The following is a 20389-nucleotide window of genomic DNA, read 5'->3' as shown; positions in this document are numbered from 1 at the left end:
TTTGGCCATCCACCCAGTCTCTATTGCCCCGCCGCAGGGTGGAAAACGCGCGCAGCGTTTTTCCACGCATCCCTAGCGCCGCGTCAGCGCGGCCCCATGATGGTATCCAGCGCATCGGGCCGCGGCGCGCCCTGGTGCTGCTGCAGACGACCGTTATCGTCGAGGTAGAAGATCGCCGGAGTCGCCTGGCCACCCAGTTCGCTCATCAGCATCAGGTTGTCGGTGAGCTGTTTTTCCAGTGCTGCTGGAATCTTCTCCAACGGCTTCAGCTTGCTCGCCTTGCCGGCCGCCTCGTGCTCGTTGAGCGCTGCCTGAGGATCCTTGGCACTGAGCAGGGCGGCGGATTTGCCGGCACTGTCGGCGCGCAGCATGCCGACCATGATGTGCCGCAACTGCACCTTGCCGGACTCGACCCAGGGCCGGGCCTGCTTCCAGAACATGTTGCAGTACGGACAGTTCGGGTCGCTGAACATGTAGATGACGCGCGGCGCGTCGGCGTTGCCGTCGGCGATCCAGGTGCTGTTCTCCATGCGCGTCCACATTTCCTTGCCCAAGGGTTCGTAGACCAGCTTCTCCAGGCGCGCGCGGGTCAGGTCCTCACCCTTGGCATCGAGCAGGCTGCCGATCAGCACGTGCTCGCCATCCGGGGTGAGATACAGCGCCATGCCCTGCCCGTTGTAACGCGCGGCATAGCCCTTGAGCCCTCCGGGTGCCGCGAAACTGCCGACGACCTCGGCGCCACGCGCCTCGACGGCCTTGATCGCCTCCGGCAATTCCTCGGCCTGTGCCACGGGCAGGGCCAGCAGGCTGACGCCGGCCAGCAGGTAGGGTAACGGCTTGAATTGAATCACTGCGCAGCTTCCTCTTTCAGTTTTTTCAGCGCGCGCGCCAGGCTGGCGTGCGAGAGTTCGCCGAGATGGCTGCTGACCTGGCGGCCATCGGCGTTGTAGAACAGCGTGGTCGGCAGCGCCGTGGAGCCCACGTGCTGCCCGAGACGCCCGCCACTGTCGAGCAGGACGTTATCGAGACTCAGCCCCGCGGTTTCCAGAAAGCGATTGATCTCCCCCTCCCCCTCGCCCTGATTGACGAACAGAAACAGGGTGTCGCTTTCCCGGGCTTGGGCGTCAGCGAGCACAGGCATCTCGCGCCGGCACGGCGGGCACCAGGTCGCCCAGAGATTGATCACCAGTGGCTGGCCGGAGTAATCCTCCAGCGCCACCGGACGGCCCTGATTGTCGCGCAGGGCCATTTCCGGCAACCGCGTGCCTTGCTCGAAGGAATGCCAGGCCAGATTACTGAAGCCCCAGCTGAGGATTCCCACCGTCAGCGCGATACCCAGCGGCTTGCGCAGCTCGCGGTCGCGCCAGCCCCACCAGATGCCCAACGCCAGCGCGGCGACCAGCCCAGGCCAGGCAATGAAGCCACCATCGCGGATATCGATGACGCTCAGCCAGTCATCCCGGTAGTACGCCCAGTACATCGCGACGAAGGCCAGGCGTGCCACCAGCAGCGCCACCAGCAGCAGGCGAAACAGCTGCCGCTCCGGGTTGCGCTCGCTGCGCCGGCCGACCCACCAGCCGGTCAAGGTCGCCAGCAGCAGGCTGCCCAGCAGCAATACATGGGGCACCGCCAGGGCCAGCGGCCCGATATTCACAGTCAGCATCAACCTCGCTCCCGGGTCTGGTTCCAGTTCTGCAGAAAGTCCCCGGCACCGACCTCGCCGGTGATGCGGCGATCGCGACGCTCGACGCCGTCCGGGCCGATCCATAGCAGCGTCGGCGGGCCGAGCACCTGGTAACGGCCCAGCAACTCGCGGCTGGCGGCGTCGCTGCGGGTCACGTCGGGGCGCAGCACGCGCACACCGTCCAGGCTCGCCTGCACCTCGGCATTGCCAAAGACCTCCTTCTCCATGACCTTACAGGAGACGCACCAGTCGGCGTAGTAATCGATCAGCACCCATTGGCCCTGCGCCTTGGCTGCCGCCAGCTCGCGATCCAACACCGCTGGATCGCTGAAACCGAGCGCGTGGGACTCGACAGCCGTGGCCGTCGCCACGCCGCCGGCATAGATCGCCAGCGGCCGACGCGGATCATCCGCTCCGCCGGCGGCACCCAGCAGCATCGCCGCGCCCCACAGCCCCAGCAGCACGCCGCTTGCCTGACAGAGCACGCGCTGGCGTTGCACCGCCTGCGCCACATGCAGCAAGGCGGTGGCGAGCACCACCAGCAGCGCGCCCCAAAGGCCCAGCCACAGCCAGTCGGCCAGCAACGGACGCGCGACGAACAGCGCGGCCGCGAGGAAGAGAAAGCCAAACACCACTTTCACGCGATCCATCCAGGCGCCCGGCTTGGGCACAAAGCGCTGGCCAACCGTCACCAGCAACAGCAGCGGCGTGCCGATGCCCAGGCCCAGCGCGAACAGCACCAGGCCACCCTGCAGCGCACTGCCGCTCTGTGCGATGAAAAGCAGCGCGGCGGCCAGTGGAGCGGTCATGCAGGGGCCGACCAGCAGGCCGGAGAGCACGCCCAGCGCGCCAGCCCCGGCGAGGCTGCCCCCGCGCTGGCGATCACCGACACGCTGCAGACGATCGCGCAGCGCCACCGGCAATTGCAGCTCGAACAAACCGAACATTGGCAGCGCCAGCAGCACGAACAGCACGGCGAAGCTGGTCAGCAACCAGGGCTGCTGCAGCGCCGCCTGCAAGTTGGCGCCGAGCAGCGCCGCCAGCACACCGAGCCCGGCATAGACCAGCGCCATGCTGACCACGTAGGTCGCCGCCAGGGCGAAACCACGGCGCGAGGTGGCGCCGCTACCGACCACGATGCCCGCCAGGATCGGCAGCATCGGCAGCGAACAGGGGGTGAAGGCCAGCAGCAAGCCGAGGCCGAAGAAGACCAGCAGGCTCCAGGCCAGAGCCTGACTCTCTAGGCCGCTGACCAGTGCCTGATCTTCGGCCAACCCGGACGCTGCCGACGCCGTGCCGTTACCGCTCAGCGACACCTCACGGGTCTGCGGTGGATAGCAGAGCCCGGCATCGGCGCAGCCCTGCCAGCCGAGACGCACACTGTTCTCTGCGCCCGGCGGGATCAGCAGTTCGAGGCTGTCGCGGTAGATCTGCGAGTCGCCGAAGAACTCGTCGCTGTAGGGCTCGCCCTCGGGCAGTGGCGGCCGGCGCTCCGGCGGCAGGCCGTCGAACTGCAGGCGCTGCTGATAGAGGTAATAGCCCGGTGCGATCCGCCAGTGCAGCAGCGTCGCGCCGTTCTCCTGCGGGCTGACCGTCAGCGCGAACGCCTCTTCCACCGGCAGAAAATCATCCTGCGAGCCGCCGCCAAACAGCCCACCGGCCGGCAGCGCCAATCCGGGCGCCAACAGAAACAGCAGAAGAACCAATATGCGCATGAGAGTCCTGGCCGAGAAATGACTGCCGCGCAGCATGCCGGGACGGGATTAACGCGCCATTAACGCCATGGCACGGGCTGCATAACGTTGCCTTAATCGCTAAGGTCCACCCTTGAGCTTTTTCTGCGGACCCTCCCCATGCACGTGCTGCTTGCCGAAGACGACGCGCTGATCGCCAGCGGTATCGTCGCCGGGCTCAACGCCCAGGGCCTGATCGTCGACCATGCCGCGACCGCGGCGGCTGCCGAAGCCCTGCTGCGTGCGGCGCACTTCGATGTGCTGATCCTCGACCTCGGCCTGCCCGACGAAGACGGCCTCGCCCTGTTGCGACGCCTGCGCCAGCAGGGCCTGGAGCTGCCGGTGCTGGTGCTCACCGCGCGCGATGCGGTCAGCGACCGGGTCACCGGCCTGCAGGCGGGGGCCGACGATTACCTGCTCAAGCCCTTCGACCTGCGCGAGCTGGCCGCGCGCCTACACACGCTGATGCGGCGCATGTCCGGGCGCAGCGTCAACCTCATCGAACATGGCCGGCTGAGCTACGACCCGAGCCGCTGCGAAGCACGCCTGGACGGCCGCCTCGTCGACCTGTCGCGCCGTGAACAGGCACTGCTGCAGGCACTGCTCAACAACCAGGGCCGGGTGCTCAGCAGCGAGCAGCTCAAGGACGCGGTCTACGGTTTTGCCGATGATGTCGAGAGCAATGCCCTCAACGTGCATATCCACCACCTGCGCCGCAAGCTCGGCAGCGGCATCGTCGAAACCGTGCGCGGCCTCGGCTACCGCCTCGGCCCGGCAGGCGACGAGGACGCGCCATGAGCCTGCGCCTGCGCCTGACCCTGATGCTCGGCTCGGCCTTCGTGCTGCTCTGGGCTGTGGCCGCGACCTGGATGCTGGTCGATCTGCGCAGCCAGATGATGCTCTCGCTCGACCAGCGCCTGGCGGCCTCGGCGCGCATGGTCGCCGGCCTGCTGATGCAGTTGCCGCAGCCGGTGCCCGGCGACGGCCCGCCGCAGCGTCTGAGCGCCGAGCAACTGGGCATCCCTAACGGCCTGGCCTGCCAGGTCAGCTCGCTGCGTGGCGAGGTGCTGGCGCGCAGCCACAGTGCGCCCGACCAGCAGCTGGACGCCGAGCAGAGCGGCTTTCGCGACCAGTTGATCGACGGCGTGCCCTGGCGCAGCTTCACGCTGGTGCAAGGCGAACTGCGCATCACCACGGCCGATCGCCTGGATGAGCGTGCCGCGCTGAAACGCTCGGTGCTGCTGGCGGCGGCGCTGCCCGTGGCGGTCGCCCTGCTCGGCAGCCTAGGTCTGCTCTGGCTCGGCCTGGGCCGTGGGCTGTCGCCCCTGCGCAGGATTCGCGAGGCTCTGACCCGACGCAGCGCCGACTCCCTCGAACCCTTGCCGGTCGAAGGTCTGCCGGCGGAGCTGCTGCCGCTGGTGCAGACGCAGAATCAGCTGTTCCAGCGCATCGCCCAGGCCATCGAACGCGAACGCCGACTGACCGGTGACGCCGCCCACGAACTGCGCAGCCCGCTGACGGCGATCAAGACCCACCTGCAGGTGGCACGCATGACCGAAGGCGCCGCCGCCGAACAGGCGCTGGCGAACGCCGAGGCCGGCGCCGACCGCCTGCAGCGCACGCTCGAGCAGTTGCTGTTGCTGGCCCGGGTAGAAGGCAGTCTGGATTTCGACGATGGCCTGCAGTGCACCGCCGCCGAGGTCGCGCGGCTGGCGATTCAGGACGCCAGTGGCGGGGACGGCGCGGCAGTCCTGTTGCAGGTCCCGGCGGACTTGCCCGACACGCCGCTGGCCATGCCGCCGGTGCTGGCCATCGCCGCGCTGCGCAACCTGCTGGAGAATGCCCAGCGCCACACCGCGCCGGGCAGCGCCGTCACGCTGACCCTGCAGCCTGAAGCCGGGCGAGTACGCTTCGAAGTACGCGACCAGGGGTCGGGCATCGCCGCCGAGCATCTCGAGCACCTGACCCGGCGCTTCTGGCGACACGCCGCCAGCAGCGGCAGCGGCCTGGGCCTGGCCATCGTCCAGGCGATCGCGCAACGCTGCGACTGCACCCTCGCCTTCGACAGCCAGACCGACGGCCTGCGCGTTTCGCTGACGGTGCCGTTGCAGCGCTGAGCAGGCGCTTAGCCGGGGAATTCCAGGCGGAAGGACGTCCAGCCCTGCTCGGAACTGCAGTGAATACGGCCTTGATGAGCCTGAACGATCGAACGGGTGATCGCCAGCCCCAGGCCGGCATTGCTCGGGCTGCCTTCGCGGCGCGCCGGATCGACCCGATAGAAGCGGTCGAACAATCGCTCCAGATGCTCGGGCGCGATGGTCGCGCCGGGATTGCTCACCTCAAGCGTCACCTGGCCCGCGCCGCGCTCGATGGCCACCCGGATGCGCTCGCCGTCGGGGGTGTAGCGCAGCGCATTGGACAGCAGGTTCGACAACGCCCGGCGCAGCATCAGCAGATCGCCCTGAATCGTACCGCCACCGGACAGCTCGAAGCGCACCCCGCGCTCGTCGGCCGAGAGCTGGTAATAGTCCAGCAGCTGCGTGCACAACGCCTCCAGCACGACGGGTTTGGCGTCCGGCACGATCAGCCCGTTATCCGCCTTGGCCAGAAACAGCATGTCGTCGATCATCCGCGACATGCGCTGCAGCTCCTCCAGGTTCGAATGCAGATTGTCCTGGTACTGGTCCAGCGTGCGCGCGCGGGTCAGCGCCACCTCGGTGTGGGTCATCAGATTGCTCAGCGGCGTGCGCAGCTCGTGGGCGATGTCGGCGGAGAAGTTCGACAGCCGCACGAAGGCGTCTTCCAGCCTCGCCAGCATGGCGTTGAAAGCCTGCACCAGCTGCTGCAGTTCGGCCGGTGTCGACTCGTCGGGGATGCGCTCGCGCAGCGACTTGGCCGAGACCGAGGCGGCCACCTGGGTGACGTCGCGCAGCGGTCGCAGCCCGCTACGCACCAGCAGCCAGCCGAGCAGGCCGCTGAGCACCGCGCAGAGTATCAGCGCGCCCCACAGCCAGCCGCTGAAGGTATGGAAGAACGCCTTGTGCACGGTGACATCGAGCAGGATCAGCAGCGTCAGCGCTGTCTGACCGACCGGCACCTGCGTCACCTCCGCGCGCCAGAGGCGCCCATCCAGCGACAGCTCGCCATCACGCTCAGCGGCCAGCGCGACCAGGCTCGGGTCGGCCCCGCCTGGCAGCGGCTCGGGAAACAGCTGGCGCCCCGCTGCATCGAAGACGAACCCCCTTATCTCGCTGTGCCCACCGAGCAGGGCCTGCAACCGCGGACGCAGCCGCTCGAAGTCATCATCAGCCTGCAGCTCGCCGAGCAGCGCCTCGCCGGCGCGAAGCTTCTCGTGCAGGGTGTGCTGGTCCAGCTCGTTGAAGTGGCGTTCGCTGAGCTGGTGAAAGAAGTACCCCGCAGCCGCCAGCACGCCGGTCACCGCGAGCATGAACATCAGGCTCAGCCGCGCCGTGAGCGACAGCCGCGTCATGACGGGTCCGGCTCGTCGAGCATGTAACCCATGCCGCGCGCGGTGTGGATCAGTTTGGGCTCGAAGCCATCGTCGATCTTCACCCGCAAGCGGCGGATCGCCACCTCGATGACGTTGGTGTCGCTGTCGAAATTCATGTCCCACACCTGCGAGGCGATCAGCGACTTGGGCAGCACCTCGCCGCGCCGGCGCAGCAGCAGTTCCAGCAGGGCGAATTCCTTGGCGGTCAGGTCGATGCGCTGGCCAGCCCGCGTGGCGCGGCGCTTGAGCAGGTCGACCTCCAGATCGGCAACCTTCAGCTGGGTCTGCAATGCCGCCGCGTTGCCGCGTCGCAGCAGGGTGCGCACACGGGCCAGCAGCTCGGAAAAGGCGAACGGCTTGACCAGATAGTCGTCGGCGCCCAGCTCCAGCCCCTTCACGCGATCCTCGACACGGTCGCGCGCAGTGAGAAAGAGCACCGGCACCTCGCGCCCGGAGGCACGCACCAGGCGCAGCACTTCCCAACCATCCAGCCCCGGCATCATCACGTCGAGGATCAGCAGGTCGTAGGGCATGCTCAGCGCGTGTTGCAGCGCGTCGGTGCCGGTCGTGACCCGGTCGACGGTGAACCCCGCCTCGCTCAGGCCCTGCTGCAGGTAGATGCCTGTCTTGGGCTCGTCTTCGGCGACCAGCAGTTTCATGTCCCTTTCCTCGGCTCGGCGATGGGCGAAGTGTGGCAGCCACAACGGCCGGCACGCCATCAACTGACAGAAACGTAATCTTTCTATCAGCGTTGCGTAAGGCGGCGAGGACTATGGTGAAACCATCCCATTCCGGAGGCCGGCCATGCAACGCAGCGGAACTCCCCAGCCTTTCTGGCGCAGCCCTGCCGGCATCGCACTGCTGATGCTGGCGATGATCGGGCTGTTCTACCTGGTGCGCGAACATCTGACGCATACCGCCGAAGTACTGCCCTACCTGATCCTGCTGCTCTGCCCGCTCATGCATCTGTTCGGCCACAGGCACGGAGGCCACGATGGCGACCGCTGACCAGCCCGGCAACCACGCACACGCGCATCACCATCCCGCCCACCATTCGCATCCACCCCACTCTGCCGAAACCGCGACCGAACAGGACCCGGTGTGCGGCATGCCGGTGGCCGGCGATAGCCCACTGCATGCCAGCCATGGCGGGCGCGACTACCACTTCTGCAGCCAGCGCTGCCTGGACCGGTTCGTCGCCGAGCCGCAGCGCTACGCCAGTGCCGAACCCGCGGTGGCGCCGGCCGTGGCCGATCCGGCTGCCGAATATACCTGCCCGATGCACCCGGAAATCCGCCAGATCGGCCCCGGCACCTGCCCCAAGTGCGGCATGGCGCTGGAGCCGGTGATCCCCGAGTTGGAGGAGCAGGAGAACCCCGAGCTGCGCGATTTCTCCCGGCGCTTCTGGTGGACCCTGCCGCTGACCGTGATCGTCACCCTGCTGGCGATGGCCGGGCATTCGCTGGCGCTGTTCCACGGCACCACGCAGAACTGGGTCGAGCTGGTGCTGGCGACGCCGGTGGTGCTCTGGGCCGGCTGGCCGTTCTTTGTGCGCGGGGTGCGGTCGATCCGCCAGCACAGCCCGAACATGTGGACGCTGATCGGCCTCGGCACCGCCGCGGCCTATGTCTACAGCGTGGCGGCTACCTTGGCGCCACAGCTGTTCCCGGCGACCTTTCTGCAAGACGGGCGCATCGGCGTCTACTACGAGGCGGCGGCGGTGATCATCTCACTGACCCTGCTCGGCCAGATGCTCGAGCTGCGCGCGCGCTCGCAGACCTCGGCGGCGATCAAGTCGCTGCTCGGCCTGGCGCCGAAGACCGCGCGACGGATCAACGCCGACGGCAGCGAGGAGGACATCGCGCTGACCCACGTGCACCTTGGCGACCGCCTGCGCGTGCGCCCCGGCGAGAAAGTGCCGGTGGACGGTCGCGTGCTCGAGGGCGAAAGCGCGGTGGACGAGTCGATGCTCACCGGCGAGCCGCTGCCGGTGACCAAGCGCAGCGGCGACACGCTGATCGGCGCCACGCTCAACACCCATGGCAGCCTGGTGATGGAAGCGCAGAAGGTCGGCTCGGCGACCATGCTTGCGCAGATCGTGCAGATGGTCGCCCAGGCCCAGCGCAGCCGCGCGCCGATGCAACGCCTGGCCGATCTGATCGCCGGCTGGTTCGTGCTGGTGGTGATCGCCATCGCCGTGCTGACCTTCTTCGGCTGGGGCCTTTTCGGCCCGCAGCCGAGCTGGGTGTTCGGCCTGATCAACGCGGTGGCGGTGCTGATCATCGCTTGCCCCTGCGCGCTGGGCCTGGCCACGCCGATGTCGGTGATGGTCGCCACCGGCAAGGCCGCCGGCAGCGGCGTGCTGTTCCGCGACGCCAGCGCCATCGAGAACCTGCGCAAGATCGACACGCTGATCGTCGACAAGACCGGCACTCTCACCGAGGGCCGCCCGGCCTTCCACAGCGTGGTCGCCGCGCCCGGCTTCGGCGAGGACGAGGTGCTGCAACTGGCGGCCAGCCTCGACCAGGGCAGCGAGCACCCGCTGGCCCACGCCATCGTCGAGCGCGCCCGCGCGACCGGCGTGCAACTGAGCCCGGTCGAACAGTTCGAGTCGGCCTCGGGCATCGGCGTGCGCGGGCGCGTCGCCGGTCGCCAGCTGCTGCTCGGCAACACCGCGCTGCTCGATGAAGGCGGCGTCGACAGCGGCGCCCTGCGCCAGCGCTCCGAAGCGCTGCGTGCCGAAGGCGTGAGCATCATGTACCTGGCGGTCGATGGCACGCTGGCCGGGCTGCTGGCGGTGGCCGATCCGATCAAGCCAACCTCGCGCCTGGCGGTCGAGCGGCTGCAGGCCGATGGCGTCCGGGTGGTCATGGCCACTGGCGACGGGCTGACCACCGCGCGCTCGGTGGCACGCCAGCTGGGCATCGAGGAGGTGCACGGCGAGGTCAAGCCACAGGACAAGGAGCGCCTGGCCGCCACCCTGCAGCAGGCCGGGCACCGCGTAGCGATGGCCGGCGACGGCATCAACGACGCGCCGGCGCTGGCGCGCGCCGACGTCGGCATCGCCATGGGCACCGGCACCGACGTGGCGATGAACAGCGCCCAGGTCACCCTGGTCAAGGGCGACCTGCTGGGCATCCTGCGCGCCCGCAGCCTGTCGGTGGCCACGGTGCGCAACATGCACCAGAACCTGACGTTCGCTTTTCTCTACAACAGCCTGGGCATCCCGCTGGCCGCCGGGCTGTTCTACCCGCTGACCGGCCACCTGCTATCGCCGATGATCGCCGCGCTGGCGATGAGCGTCAGCTCCGCCTCGGTGGTGTTCAACGCGCTGCGCCTGCGCAACGCCGATGTTGACGGAGGGCTTGACCTTGCCACGATGTCAAGGTCGAGCATCGAGCCAGGCCACTGAGGAGATCGCCATGAACACCACTACGCTGAAGGTCACCGGCATGAGCTGCGGCTCCTGCGTTCGCCATGTCAACGCCGCCCTTGCGGCACTCGATGGCGTCGTACAGGTCGACGTGGAACTGGCCAGCGGTATCGTCCGCGTCCGCGGCGACGCCGAGCCCCAGGCGCTCGTCGCCGCCCTCGACGAAGCCGGCTACCCGGCAGAACCCATCGCCGAGGCCGCCGCCGCGCCGGCGAAGAAAACCGGCTGCGGCGGCAGCTCTGGCTGCTGCTGCCGCTGACACACGCTCTGGAGAATGCGCATGAACAAGTACCTCGTCACGCTCACCGCCCTGCTGATGTCGGGCATGGCCCAGGCCGCCACGGTCATCGACGTGCATCGCGACGCCAACTGCGGCTGCTGCAAGGACTGGATCAAGTACCTGCAAGCCAACGGCTTCGAGGTGCGCGACCATGTGGAAAACAACATGCCGGCAGTCAAGCAGAGCCTCGGGGTCGTACCCCGGCTGGGCTCGTGCCACACCGGGGTGATCGACGGCAAGTTCGTCGAGGGCCACGTGCCGGTGGCAGCGATCCGCGAGTTACAGCAGCGCGATGACCTGCTCGGCGTCGCCGCACCGGGCATGCCCGCCGGCTCGCCTGGCATGGATTATGGACAGGCCAAGCAGCGTTACCAGGTCATCGGCCTGACCCGCGAGGGGCGCGACATGGTGCTCGGCGAGTACCAGGGCGATCAGCTGCAGCGCTGAGCCGCAGGCGGGCACGCCGATGGGCTGGCTCATCGCCAAGTACCTGCTTACCGCTGCCGTGGTGGTGCTGGTATCGGAAGTCGCCAAGCGCAGCGATCGGCTCGGCGGCTTTCTCGCTGCCCTGCCGCTGATCACGGTACTGGCGATGATCTGGCTTTATGTCGAGCGCCAACCGCTGGAGAAGATCGCCAATCATGCCTGGTACACCTTCTGGTACGTGCTGCCGACGCTGCCGATGTTCCTGCTGTTCCCACGCCTGCTGGCGCGGCTGGGCTTCTGGCCCGCGCTGCTGGCCGGCGCCCTGCTGACCGTCGCCTGTTTCGGCCTGCTAGCGCTGTTGCTGCGGCGCTTCGGCGTACAGCTGCTCTAGCCACGCGCACGGCGGTTGCCAGCTGACAGAAGCGTAATGTTCCGCTCAGCCAGTGGTCAGCTCGGCCCGGTTATCGTTGCTCTATTGCTGCGCTAAGCGCAGCGCAATCAGTGCCTGAACAAACCCGCAAAGGATCCACATGCACGCCAACCAATCCCGGCGCACCTTCGTCAAAAGCCTGGCTGCCGGCGGTGCCGTCGCCGGCCTCGGGCTGTGGCGCCAGCCCGTCTGGGCGCTGACCAGCCCAGGTCAGCCGACGGTGCTCAGCGGCACCGAGTTCGACCTCACCATCGACTCCATGAGCGTGGACTTCACCGGCAAGCGCCGCACCGCCATGGCCATCAACGGCAGCATTCCCGGCCCGCTGCTGCGCTGGCGCGAGGGCGATACCGTGACCTTGCGCGTGCGCAACCGGCTGCCGCAGGACACCTCGATCCACTGGCACGGCATCCTGCTGCCCGCCAACATGGACGGCGTGCCCGGCTTCAGCTTCGCCGGCATCGCCCCGGACGGCATGTACGAATACCGCTTCAAGGTCAAACAGAGCGGCACCTACTGGTACCACAGCCATTCGGCGTTCCAGGAACAACTCGGCGTCTACGGCCCGCTGATCATCGATCCCAAGGAGCCGGAGCCGTTCGCCTACGACCGCGACTACGTGGTGTTTCTCTCCGACTGGACCGACGAAAGCCCGGCACGGGTGCTGGCCAAGCTGAAGAAGCGCTCGGACTACTACAACCAGGGCCGGCGTACGCTTGGCGATTTCATCGACGATGTCGCCGACAACGGCTGGACCGACACCATCAGCGAACGCTGGGCCTGGGCGAAGATGAACATGTCGCCGACGGATCTGGCCGACATCAGCGGTGCCACCTACACCTACCTGCTCAACGGCCATGCACCGGACGGCAACTGGACCGGCCTGTTCCAGCCAGGCGAGCGCATCCGCCTGCGGCTGATCAACGGCTCGGCGATGAGCTACTTCGACTTCCGCATCCCCGGCCTCAAGCTCACCGTGGTCGCCGCGGACGGACAGAACGTCGAACCGGTGCTGGTGGACGAAGTGCGCCTGGCCGTGGCGGAAACCCTCGACGTGATCGTCGAGCCGGACGGCAGCCAGGACGCCTACACCCTGTTTGCCCAGTCCATGGACCGTAGCGGCTTTGCCCGCGGCACCCTGGCCGTGCGCGATGGTTTGCAGGCGCCGGTACCCGAGCCCGATCCGCGCCCCGAACTGAGCATGGAAGACATGGGCCATGGCGATCATTCCGCCCATGGCCAGGCTGCTGCGCCTGTGCAGAGTGACGATCCTCACGCCGGGCATGGCGACATGAATCATGGCGCGATGAATCAGAGTGGGATGAATGGCCAGATGGACCACGCCGCCATGGGCCACGGCTCGTCCGGCAGCGGCATGCAGGCGCATCCGGCCAGCGAAACCGACAATCCGCTGGTGGACATGCAGACCATGATGCCGGTGCCCAAGCTGGACGATCCCGGCATCGGCCTGCGCGACAACGGCCGGCGCGTGCTGACCTACGCCGACCTGCGCAGCACCTTCGCCGACCCGGACGGCCGTGAGCCGACGCGCACCATCGAACTGCACCTGACCGGCCATATGGAGCGCTTCGCCTGGTCGTTCGACGGCATTCCCTTCGCCGATGCCGAGCCGATCCGCCTCAAGTACGGCGAGCGGGTGCGCTTCGTCCTGGTCAACGACACCATGATGCACCACCCCATCCACCTGCACGGGCTGTGGAGCGATCTGGAGGACGAACACGGCAATTTCCAGGTGCGCAAGCACACCATCGACATGCCGCCGGGCTCCAAACGCAGCTATCGCGTCACCGCCGACGCCCTCGGGCGCTGGGCCTACCACTGCCACATGCTGATGCACATGGACCTCGGGATGTTCCGCGAAGTCCGCGTAGAAGAATGACGGAGAAGCCTATGAACACGATCAAACAGCACGCCCTGCTCGCCTTCGGCCTGACTACCGCGCTCAGCCTCAACACCGCCTACGCGCAAAGCGAGCACGACGGTCATCATCCCGCCAACGCGCCAGCCGAACAGGCCGCGCCGCAGGCCAGTCAACCCAAGCCCGGACAACAACAGGGCGGCATGATGCAGGGCATGGACCACGACAAGATGCAGGACATGCACGACCAGCACATGGGTTCCGGCCATATGGACCACGGCAGCATGGGCAACGGAAAGATGCAGAAGGACATGCCGAAGGGCCCCGAACAGGGCAAGCAGCATGATCATTAAGACACTGCCGGTCGCCATCGCCCTCGCCCTGGCTGCGACGGCGAGCCAGGCGCAGCAGGTGATGGATCATTCCGGCCACGACGGACACGCTGCGCCTGCGGATCACAGCCAGATGAACCATGAGCCCGTGAACCATGGCGACATGAACCACGACGGGATGCCTCACCCACCGGCAACCGGCGTTCCACCCGAACAGCAGCAACGACCGCCAGTCCCCACCATCAGAGATGCAGACCGCGCGGCCGCGTTCCCCGACCTGCCACCTCACACCATGCACCAGGGTGGCAGCAACTTCCTGTTCCTCGCCGATCAGCTGGAATGGCAGGACGCCGATGAAGGCAGCACGCTGGCCTGGGACATTTCCGGCTGGTATGGCGGCGATATCGACCGCCTCGCCTTCCGTTCCGAGGGTGAGCGCACCAATGGCCACACCGAGGAGGCCGAGCTGCAGCTGCTCTGGAGCCACGCCATCGGCCCCTGGTGGGAAACCGTCACCGGCGTGCGTCAGGACTTCAAGCCTGGTTCGCCACAGACCTGGGCCGCCTTTGGCGTGCAGGGCATGCCGCTGTTCGGCCTGGAAACCGAAGCCACCGCGTTTCTCGGCGAGGGTGGCCAGACTGCGCTGCGCCTGGAGGCCGAATACGACATCCTGCTGACCCAGCGCTGGGTACTGCAGCCCACCGCGGAGCTGAACCTGCACGGGCGCAACGACGAGGCGCGCGGCGTCGGCTCCGGTCTCAGCGACGCCAGTGTCGGACTGCGCCTGCGTTACGAGATCAGCCGTCAGTTCGCGCCTTATGTCGGCGTCAGCTGGGGTCGTGCCTACGGCAATACCGCTGACATGCTGCGTGCCGATGACGAGGATGTCAGCGACACCCGCCTGGTAGCCGGCATCCGCTTCTGGTTCTGAGTACCCTGACCCATGACAACAACAATCAAGACCCTGGCGCTGACCGGCGCCGTTCTGGCTGTCGCCAGTGCCGGGGTGCTGTACTCGGGCATCATCAACGTCGCCGCCGACGAGCCGCACTCCCAGGTGGTCGAGGCGCTGCTCGAGATCACCCGGGAGCGCTCGATTGCCGTACGCGCGCGTGACATCGAGGTACCCAGCCTTGCAGATGACGCGCTGATCCGCTCCGGTGCCGGCAACTATCACGCCATGTGTATCGGCTGCCACCTGGCACCGGAGATGGGCTCCACCGAGCTCAGTCAAAGCCTCTACCCGGCCCCTCCCAACCTCGCGCAGCGCGGCACCGGCGGCGATCCAGCCGCGACGTTCTGGGTCATCAAGCACGGCATCAAGGCCAGCGGCATGCCGGCCTGGGGCAAGAGCATGAGCGACGACTACATCTGGAGCATGGTCGCCTTCATCGAACGTCTGCCACAGCTGGATGCAGCGCAATATCGGTCACTGGTCGCTTCCAGCGATGGCCACCAGCACGGCGGCGGCGAGTCGGATATGCACGATCACAGCGGCCAGCATTCCACTCCTGGCATGCCCCGGGGATCAGCCTCAGGCGGAGACGATCACCACGGTGCGCACGACGACCATGCCCCGGAGAAGCCGGAGGCGCAGGACAACGTGCACCATCACCCGGATGGCAGCCGCCACGTGCATTGAGCGGGGCCGGCCCGGCGCATAGGCTGACCCTACTTGCGCAGCCGCCGCGCGAAAAGTCGGGCGAGCACCTGCGCCGAGCTACCCAGCGGAACGCCACGCAGGCTGAGAATCCCCAGCGTCATCGGCCCGGGAACCGGGGCGACTTCGAACTGCTGCAGCCCCACCGCAAACAGCGAGTCGCTGAGCAGTGCTGTCGGCCCGAAGCCGATGTAATCGGTGCGTCTCATCAGTTCGAGCATCAGCGTCAGCGATGAGCAGCGAACGATGTTCTTCGGCGCCTCGATCCCCTGGCTGGCCAGCCAGCGCAGCAGGTGGTTACCCAGGCTTCCATCCGTGAGATTGAGCACCCAGCTGGCGTCCTTCAGCTCATCCCAGCTGCGCGCATGGGCCAGCGGATGACCGAGACGCCCGGTCGGCACGGCATGCGCCTGCACCAGGGGTTCGAAAACGATTTCGTGGGGCAGATCGCTCGGGCTGGCCAGCGCAACAGCGAAATCCAGGCGTCCTTCCAGAAGTCCCGGCAGTACATAGGTCAGCAACCCTTCTTCTAGGCTCAGTGCCGCATCCGGCTGGACGCGGCGAAACTCCGTGAGAATCGGCGGCAGGATGGTCGCGGCCACGAGCGGCGTCAGCGCGATGGCAATGCGCGCACCTGCGCCGCCGCGCAGCTGACGAATCTCCTCACGGGCCTTGTCCAGCGTCGCCTGCGCCAGCCGCGCGCGCACCAGCAACGCATCCCCGGCCGGCGTGAAGCCGATGCCCTTGTAGCTGCGCCTGAGCAGCTCCGCGCCAACATCCTCTTCCAGCTCACGCAACGCCTTGGTCAGCGCGCTCTGACTGAGGTTCATCGCCCGAGCCGCAGCACGGATCGAGCCGGATTCGGCGACCTGTATGAGTGCTTTGAGCTGGTGATCTTTCATGGCCGCGGTGATTCCTTATGGTTGTCACTGGGGCGAAAATACTGCCTTCCGCTGATCACCACAAATCCTATGATCGGCACATGAATACTTCAGCCGTTATCCAGCCCGACGAAGCCGCCATGAAAACGTGGAGGCACGCCATTCATCAGAATCCCGAGCTCGGTTTTGCCGAATTCGCCACCAGTCGGCTGGTCGCCGATTGCCTCGAAGCGTGGGGCTATGAGGTACACGCCGGCATCGCCACGACGGGCGTGGTCGGCATCCTGCGCTGGGGCGACGAGCAACCACGACTGGGCCTGCGCGCCGACATGGACGCACTGCCCGTACAGGAACTCACCGGCCTGCCCTGGGCAAGCCGCACACCGGGCCAGATGCACGCCTGCGGCCATGACGGACACACCTCGATCCTGCTGGGCGCGGCGCAAGCCTTCGCGCTCATGCAGCGCGAAGGGCTTCTGGGTGCCAGCGGCACACTCACGCTGATCTTCCAGCCGGCCGAGGAACTGGGGGGCAGCGGCGGTGCACGACGCATGCTCGACGAGGGCCTGCTCGAGCGCTTCCCCTGCGACGCAATCTTCGCCATGCACAACTACCCGGGTATTCCGACCGGCCATTTCCGTTTTCGCGAAGGGCCGTTCATGGCCTCCTCCGACCGGGCAGTGATTCGCTTCAATGGCAAGGGCGGGCATGGTGCGCTGCCGCATATGGCAATCGACCCGATGCTGCCCGCAGCGGCCACCGTGCTCGCCTTGCAAAGCATCGTCGGGCGCAATGTCGATCCGGTCGACGCTGCGGTGATCAGCGTCGGGCGCATCGCTGCAGGCAACACCTACAACGTAATTCCCGAAAGCGCCGAGATGGAACTCAGCGTGCGCGCCCTGCGCCCGGACGTTCGCGACCTGCTCGAAATGCGCATCCGCACGCTCGTCGAAGGACAGGCCGCGGCGTTTGGCGTCACCTGCGAAGTGCTTTACGAGCGCGGCTACCCGGTGCTGATCAACAGTGCGCGCGAGACGCGCCTGGCGGTCGAGGCGGCGCGCGCGCTGGTGGGTGACGAGCGGATGGAAGTCGATGGTGCGCCCATCAGCGGCAGCGAAGACTTCGCATTCATCTTGCAGCAGGTACCGGGTTGTTACCTGCTGATCGGCAACGGCGACAACGGCTTCGGTGGTGGAGAACACCTTGGGCCTTGCAGCGTGCACAACCCTCACTACGATTTCAATGATGCCTGTCTGGCACCGGGCGCGGCCTTCTGGCTGGCGCTGGGGAGCCGGTTCTTCGGCTGCTGAGATCGTTCCGCGACGTGGCAATAACAACAAGCAGGACACGACAGCATGAGCAATTCAACCGCAGCACCCCGCAAGAATCAGGTTCTTGCAGCCGTCATCGGCAACGCACTGGAATGGTACGACTTCATCGTCTTCGGCTTCCTCGCCGTGGTGATTTCACGCCTGTTCTTTCCCGCTGAAAGCGAGTACAGCGCCCTGCTGATGGCAACCGCCACCTTCGGTGTGGGCTTTTTCATGCGCCCGATCGGCGGCGTACTGCTCGGCATCTACGCCGACCGCAAGGGCCGCAAGGCCGCGCTGCAACTGATCATCAGCCTGATGACCCTCTCCATCGCGATGATCGCCTTCGCCCCACCGTTCGCCGCCATCGGCATTGCCGCACCGCTGCTTATCGTGCTGGCGCGCCTGATGCAGGGCTTCGCCACCGGCGGTGAGTTCGCCAGCGCCACGTCATTCCTGATCGAGAGCGCACCGGCCAACCGCCGTGGCCTGTATGGCTCGTGGCAGATGTTCGGCCAGGGGCTGGCAGTATTTTGCGGCGCCGGCGTAACCGCGCTGGTGACCAGCAACCTGTCGCCCGCAGACCTGGACAGCTGGGGCTGGCGGATTCCGTTCATCATCGGTCTGATCATCGGCCCGGTCGGCCTGTGGATGCGACGCAACCTGTCCGAAACCGAGGCTTTCCTCGAGGCTCGCCAGGCGCCTAAGGAGAAGCAGTCGCTGGCCCGCATGCTGCGCTCGCACCTGCGTCAGGTGGTCACCGTGATGGCTCTGACGGTCTGCGGCACCGTGGCGTTCTACGTGATCCTGGTCTATATGCCGACCTTCGCCAACCGCCAGCTAGGCATGGAACTGAAGGACGCTTTCACCGCCCAGGTCGTCGCCGTCGCAGCACTGACGCTGCTGATGCCGGTATTCGGTGCGCTATCCGACCGGGTCGGCCGCAAGCCGCTGATGATCGTCGCCACCCTGGGCCTGCTGGTCGCCCTCTATCCACTGTTCAGCTGGATTCATGCAGCCCCCTCGTTCGGTCGTCTGCTGACCATGCAGCTGATCCTCTGCTCGCTGCTCGCCATGTTCTTCGGTCCTTTCTCTGCCGCCGTGGCCGAGCAGTTTCCCGCCGGCGTGCGCTCCACCGGCCTGGCGCTGGCCTACAACCTCGCAGTGATGATCTTCGGCGGTTTCGCCCAGTTCATCGTGACCTGGCTGATCCAGAACACCGGTATGGCCATCGCCCCGGTGTTCTACGTGCTCTTCGCGGTGACGCTGGGCCTGATCGGCTCGTTCTGCCTCATCGATCGCACCCACGAGGCGCAGCTCGCCGTGGTTGACGAGGACAGCCCGGTCGAAGCGGCCGCACACGCGACCGGCACACTCAACCGAGTCGTTGCTCAAGGCGTCTGATCGAGCCAAGGAGACGGCGGCGGATTCCGAAAAGTCCTGCCGCTGTCGCCACACAACAAAGAGAACAGCCGGCGGGTGGCTGATACCGCCGGCGCCGCCAGACGGGCGAACCCTCACAACAAGCAGCTTCAACCTCAACCGGGAATAACAACAATGAATCGCATCCAATCCGTTGGCTCGCGCGCCATCGCCTGCCTGCTTGGCGCGCCCTGGCTGCTCACCGCACCTGCCGCGATGGCCGATTTCATCGACGACAGCAAGGCCAGCCTGCAGCTGCGCAACTACTACCTGAACCGTGATTTTCGCCAGGACGGAGCCAAACAGGCCAAGGCCGCCGAATGGGCGCAGGGTTTCGTTACCCGCTTCGAATCCGGTTTCACCGAGGGGCCGATTGGCCTTGGCCTGGACGCCATCGGCGAGCTGGGCGTGAAGCTGGATTCCAGCAGCGACCGCCGCGGCACCGGCCTGTTGCCGTTCGGCCCGACCAGCAAGGAGCCGGTCGATGACTACAGCGAGCTGGGCCTGACGGCGAAACTGCGCGTCGACAAGAACGTGCTGCGCCTGGGCACCCTGCAGCCCTGGCTTCCCGTGGTGATTTTCAACGACACCCGCCTGCTACCTTCGACATTCCAGGGCGGCATGCTCACCTCACAGGCGCTGGATGGCCTGACGTTCGATGGCGGGCGGCTCACTCAGGCCAATCCACGGGATTCCTCGGCGCGGGAAAAGGTCGGTTTCGGCAGCGCCGCCAGTGACGCCTTCGACTTTGCCGGCGGTAGCTACGCCATCAATCCCAGCCTGGCGGTGAGCTATTACTACGGCAATCTGGAAAACATCTACCGCCAGCATTTCATCGGGCTGGTTCATAACGCGCCGCTGGGCAAGGGCTTCAGCCTGCGCACAGACCTGCGCTACTTCGACAGCCGCGGCGATGGCGAAAAGCGTGCCGGCGAAATCGACAACCGCAATTTCAACGGCATCGTTGGTCTCAGCCATGGCGGGCACAGGGTCAGTGCCGGCTGGCAGATCCAGTCCGGCGACAGCCGCTTCCCGTCGCTCAATGGCGGAGCCGCCTATGTCGTCAACCTGGTCACCCTGCATGACTTCACCCATGCCGAGCAGGATTCCTGGCAGCTGCGCTATGACTACAACTTTGCCGCGCAGGGCCTGCCCGGGTTGTCCTTCATGACTCGCTACGTCGATGGCCGCAGCGCCAGGACGGACTTCAGCAACAGCGGCGAGGAATGGGAGCGCGACAGCGACATCACCTATGTCGTGCAGAGCGGTGCCCTGAAGGGGCTGAGCCTGCAGTGGCGCAATCTGAGCTTCAGATCGGGTAACGGACTGAAGACCGCTATCGATGAAAACCGGGTGATCCTCGGCTACACGCTGGCACTCTGGTAACGCAGTCACATCAATCGCGTAG

The 20389-nt window shown here is 66.7% G+C and carries 20 protein-coding genes; 14 read left to right on the top strand and 6 right to left on the bottom strand.

Going from position 1 to position 20389, the window contains the following annotated elements:
* Positions 1-83: 83 nt before the first annotated feature.
* The 3 genes from dsbG to dsbD are packed head-to-tail and all read right to left on the bottom strand — an operon-like array spanning position 84 to position 3399.
* Entirely contained in the window at positions 84-851 is a 768-nt protein-coding gene (gene dsbG, locus ACX1DW_RS02700) for a thiol:disulfide interchange protein DsbG (protein WP_458992730.1), read from the bottom strand.
* Positions 848-1663, bottom strand: coding sequence for a TlpA family protein disulfide reductase (locus ACX1DW_RS02695; RefSeq protein ID WP_458992729.1), 816 nt, complete (start codon positions 1661-1663; stop codon positions 848-850). The genes dsbG and ACX1DW_RS02695 overlap by 4 nt, the downstream gene beginning before the upstream one ends.
* The gene (dsbD, locus tag ACX1DW_RS02690) at positions 1663-3399 is read right to left on the bottom strand and encodes a protein-disulfide reductase DsbD (protein WP_458992728.1); all 1737 of its coding nucleotides are present in this window, start codon (positions 3397-3399) and stop codon (positions 1663-1665) included. The genes ACX1DW_RS02695 and dsbD overlap by 1 nt, the downstream gene beginning before the upstream one ends.
* Before the next feature lie 138 nt (positions 3400-3537).
* On the opposite strand from dsbD, the gene ACX1DW_RS02685 reads away from it, so the two are divergent.
* Both ACX1DW_RS02685 and ACX1DW_RS02680 read left to right on the top strand, forming a co-directional pair.
* Positions 3538-4215 carry a response regulator gene (locus ACX1DW_RS02685; protein ID WP_242100116.1) on the top strand — a complete coding sequence of 226 codons (678 nt, stop codon included), beginning with the start codon at positions 3538-3540 and terminating at the stop codon, positions 4213-4215.
* Positions 4212-5534, top strand: a complete 1323-nt coding sequence (locus ACX1DW_RS02680) for an ATP-binding protein (protein WP_458992727.1) — start codon at positions 4212-4214, stop codon at positions 5532-5534. Before ACX1DW_RS02685 ends, ACX1DW_RS02680 begins: the two co-directional genes overlap by 4 nt.
* An 8-nt stretch (positions 5535-5542) precedes the next feature.
* Here the strand turns inward: ACX1DW_RS02680 and ACX1DW_RS02675 are convergent, their stop codons facing one another.
* On the bottom strand, positions 5543-6907 hold the full coding sequence (locus ACX1DW_RS02675) for a heavy metal sensor histidine kinase (RefSeq protein ID WP_285361368.1): 1365 nt from the start codon (positions 6905-6907) through the stop codon (positions 5543-5545).
* Positions 6904-7587 (bottom strand): heavy metal response regulator transcription factor, encoded by a 684-nt coding sequence (locus ACX1DW_RS02670; protein WP_110776435.1) that lies wholly within the window; start codon positions 7585-7587, stop codon positions 6904-6906. Before ACX1DW_RS02670 ends, ACX1DW_RS02675 begins: the two co-directional genes overlap by 4 nt.
* A gap of 145 nt (positions 7588-7732) precedes the next feature.
* On the opposite strand from ACX1DW_RS02670, the gene ACX1DW_RS02665 reads away from it, so the two are divergent.
* The 9 genes from ACX1DW_RS02665 (at position 7733) to ACX1DW_RS02625 (ending at position 15350) form a co-directional block, all read left to right on the top strand.
* A complete protein-coding gene (locus ACX1DW_RS02665) occupies positions 7733-7936 on the top strand; it encodes a DUF2933 domain-containing protein (RefSeq protein WP_106443497.1) in 204 nt (67 codons plus the stop codon).
* Positions 7937-8036: 100 nt separating this feature from the next.
* Positions 8037-10340: a heavy metal translocating P-type ATPase gene (locus tag ACX1DW_RS02660; RefSeq protein ID WP_458993437.1), complete on the top strand. Its 2304-nt coding sequence runs from the start codon at positions 8037-8039 to the stop codon at positions 10338-10340.
* A 10-nt stretch (positions 10341-10350) separates the two neighbouring features.
* Positions 10351-10620: a heavy-metal-associated domain-containing protein gene (locus ACX1DW_RS02655; RefSeq protein ID WP_061338562.1), complete on the top strand. Its 270-nt coding sequence runs from the start codon at positions 10351-10353 to the stop codon at positions 10618-10620.
* 21 nt (positions 10621-10641) lie between these two features.
* The gene (locus ACX1DW_RS02650) at positions 10642-11088 is read left to right on the top strand and encodes a DUF411 domain-containing protein (protein ID WP_418596009.1); all 447 of its coding nucleotides are present in this window, start codon (positions 10642-10644) and stop codon (positions 11086-11088) included.
* A gap of 19 nt (positions 11089-11107) precedes the next feature.
* Positions 11108-11458, top strand: coding sequence for a DUF3147 family protein (locus ACX1DW_RS02645; protein WP_043219156.1), 351 nt, complete (start codon positions 11108-11110; stop codon positions 11456-11458).
* 139 nt (positions 11459-11597) lie between these two features.
* Positions 11598-13397: a copper resistance system multicopper oxidase gene (locus ACX1DW_RS02640; protein WP_458992726.1), complete on the top strand. Its 1800-nt coding sequence runs from the start codon at positions 11598-11600 to the stop codon at positions 13395-13397.
* Positions 13398-13408: 11 nt separating this feature from the next.
* Positions 13409-13729, top strand: coding sequence for a hypothetical protein (locus ACX1DW_RS02635; RefSeq protein ID WP_395764586.1), 321 nt, complete (start codon positions 13409-13411; stop codon positions 13727-13729).
* Positions 13719-14639, top strand: coding sequence for a copper resistance protein B (locus ACX1DW_RS02630; protein ID WP_458992725.1), 921 nt, complete (start codon positions 13719-13721; stop codon positions 14637-14639). Before ACX1DW_RS02635 ends, ACX1DW_RS02630 begins: the two co-directional genes overlap by 11 nt.
* A gap of 12 nt (positions 14640-14651) precedes the next feature.
* A complete protein-coding gene (locus ACX1DW_RS02625) occupies positions 14652-15350 on the top strand; it encodes a c-type cytochrome (RefSeq protein WP_458992724.1) in 699 nt (232 codons plus the stop codon).
* Between the two features lie 29 nt (positions 15351-15379).
* Here the strand turns inward: ACX1DW_RS02625 and ACX1DW_RS02620 are convergent, their stop codons facing one another.
* On the bottom strand, positions 15380-16270 hold the full coding sequence (locus ACX1DW_RS02620) for a LysR substrate-binding domain-containing protein (RefSeq protein ID WP_015276444.1): 891 nt from the start codon (positions 16268-16270) through the stop codon (positions 15380-15382).
* Positions 16271-16350: 80 nt separating this feature from the next.
* Here ACX1DW_RS02620 and ACX1DW_RS02615 point away from each other — a divergent pair, with 80 nt between their 5' ends.
* The 3 genes from ACX1DW_RS02615 (at position 16351) to ACX1DW_RS02605 (ending at position 20367) form a co-directional block, all read left to right on the top strand.
* Positions 16351-17559 (top strand): M20 aminoacylase family protein, encoded by a 1209-nt coding sequence (locus ACX1DW_RS02615; protein ID WP_458992723.1) that lies wholly within the window; start codon positions 16351-16353, stop codon positions 17557-17559.
* Between the two features lie 45 nt (positions 17560-17604).
* Positions 17605-18963, top strand: a complete 1359-nt coding sequence (locus ACX1DW_RS02610) for an MFS transporter (RefSeq protein ID WP_458992722.1) — start codon at positions 17605-17607, stop codon at positions 18961-18963.
* Between the two features lie 153 nt (positions 18964-19116).
* Entirely contained in the window at positions 19117-20367 is a 1251-nt protein-coding gene (locus ACX1DW_RS02605) for an OprD family porin (RefSeq protein WP_458992721.1), read from the top strand.
* Positions 20368-20389: the final 22 nt, after the last annotated feature.

This window comes from Stutzerimonas sp. KH-1, assembly GCF_054483855.1.
The sequence above is the reverse complement of the archived record's forward strand: the minus strand, read 5'-3'. Positions and strand labels throughout refer to the sequence as shown.

What these genes read in the sequence shown, in the direction of transcription:
- ACX1DW_RS02640 (WP_458992726.1), top strand. Translation starts at nt 11,598, where the DNA reads ATGCACGCCAACCAATCCCGGCGCACCTTCGTCAAAAGCCTGGCTGCC.
- ACX1DW_RS02650 (WP_418596009.1), top strand. Translation starts at nt 10,642, where the DNA reads ATGAACAAGTACCTCGTCACGCTCACCGCCCTGCTGATGTCGGGCATG.
- ACX1DW_RS02695 (WP_458992729.1), bottom strand. Translation starts at nt 1,663, where the DNA reads ATGCTGACTGTGAATATCGGGCCGCTGGCCCTGGCGGTGCCCCATGTA.
- ACX1DW_RS02610 (WP_458992722.1), top strand. Translation starts at nt 17,605, where the DNA reads ATGAGCAATTCAACCGCAGCACCCCGCAAGAATCAGGTTCTTGCAGCC.
- ACX1DW_RS02670 (WP_110776435.1), bottom strand. Translation starts at nt 7,587, where the DNA reads ATGAAACTGCTGGTCGCCGAAGACGAGCCCAAGACAGGCATCTACCTG.
- ACX1DW_RS02635 (WP_395764586.1), top strand. Translation starts at nt 13,409, where the DNA reads ATGAACACGATCAAACAGCACGCCCTGCTCGCCTTCGGCCTGACTACC.
- ACX1DW_RS02615 (WP_458992723.1), top strand. Translation starts at nt 16,351, where the DNA reads ATGAATACTTCAGCCGTTATCCAGCCCGACGAAGCCGCCATGAAAACG.
- ACX1DW_RS02665 (WP_106443497.1), top strand. Translation starts at nt 7,733, where the DNA reads ATGCAACGCAGCGGAACTCCCCAGCCTTTCTGGCGCAGCCCTGCCGGC.
- ACX1DW_RS02625 (WP_458992724.1), top strand. Translation starts at nt 14,652, where the DNA reads ATGACAACAACAATCAAGACCCTGGCGCTGACCGGCGCCGTTCTGGCT.
- ACX1DW_RS02675 (WP_285361368.1), bottom strand. Translation starts at nt 6,907, where the DNA reads ATGACGCGGCTGTCGCTCACGGCGCGGCTGAGCCTGATGTTCATGCTC.
- ACX1DW_RS02605 (WP_458992721.1), top strand. Translation starts at nt 19,117, where the DNA reads ATGAATCGCATCCAATCCGTTGGCTCGCGCGCCATCGCCTGCCTGCTT.
- ACX1DW_RS02660 (WP_458993437.1), top strand. Translation starts at nt 8,037, where the DNA reads ATGCCGGTGGCCGGCGATAGCCCACTGCATGCCAGCCATGGCGGGCGC.
- ACX1DW_RS02645 (WP_043219156.1), top strand. Translation starts at nt 11,108, where the DNA reads ATGGGCTGGCTCATCGCCAAGTACCTGCTTACCGCTGCCGTGGTGGTG.
- ACX1DW_RS02655 (WP_061338562.1), top strand. Translation starts at nt 10,351, where the DNA reads ATGAACACCACTACGCTGAAGGTCACCGGCATGAGCTGCGGCTCCTGC.
- ACX1DW_RS02685 (WP_242100116.1), top strand. Translation starts at nt 3,538, where the DNA reads ATGCACGTGCTGCTTGCCGAAGACGACGCGCTGATCGCCAGCGGTATC.
- ACX1DW_RS02620 (WP_015276444.1), bottom strand. Translation starts at nt 16,270, where the DNA reads ATGAAAGATCACCAGCTCAAAGCACTCATACAGGTCGCCGAATCCGGC.
- dsbD (WP_458992728.1), bottom strand. Translation starts at nt 3,399, where the DNA reads ATGCGCATATTGGTTCTTCTGCTGTTTCTGTTGGCGCCCGGATTGGCG.
- ACX1DW_RS02630 (WP_458992725.1), top strand. Translation starts at nt 13,719, where the DNA reads ATGATCATTAAGACACTGCCGGTCGCCATCGCCCTCGCCCTGGCTGCG.
- ACX1DW_RS02680 (WP_458992727.1), top strand. Translation starts at nt 4,212, where the DNA reads ATGAGCCTGCGCCTGCGCCTGACCCTGATGCTCGGCTCGGCCTTCGTG.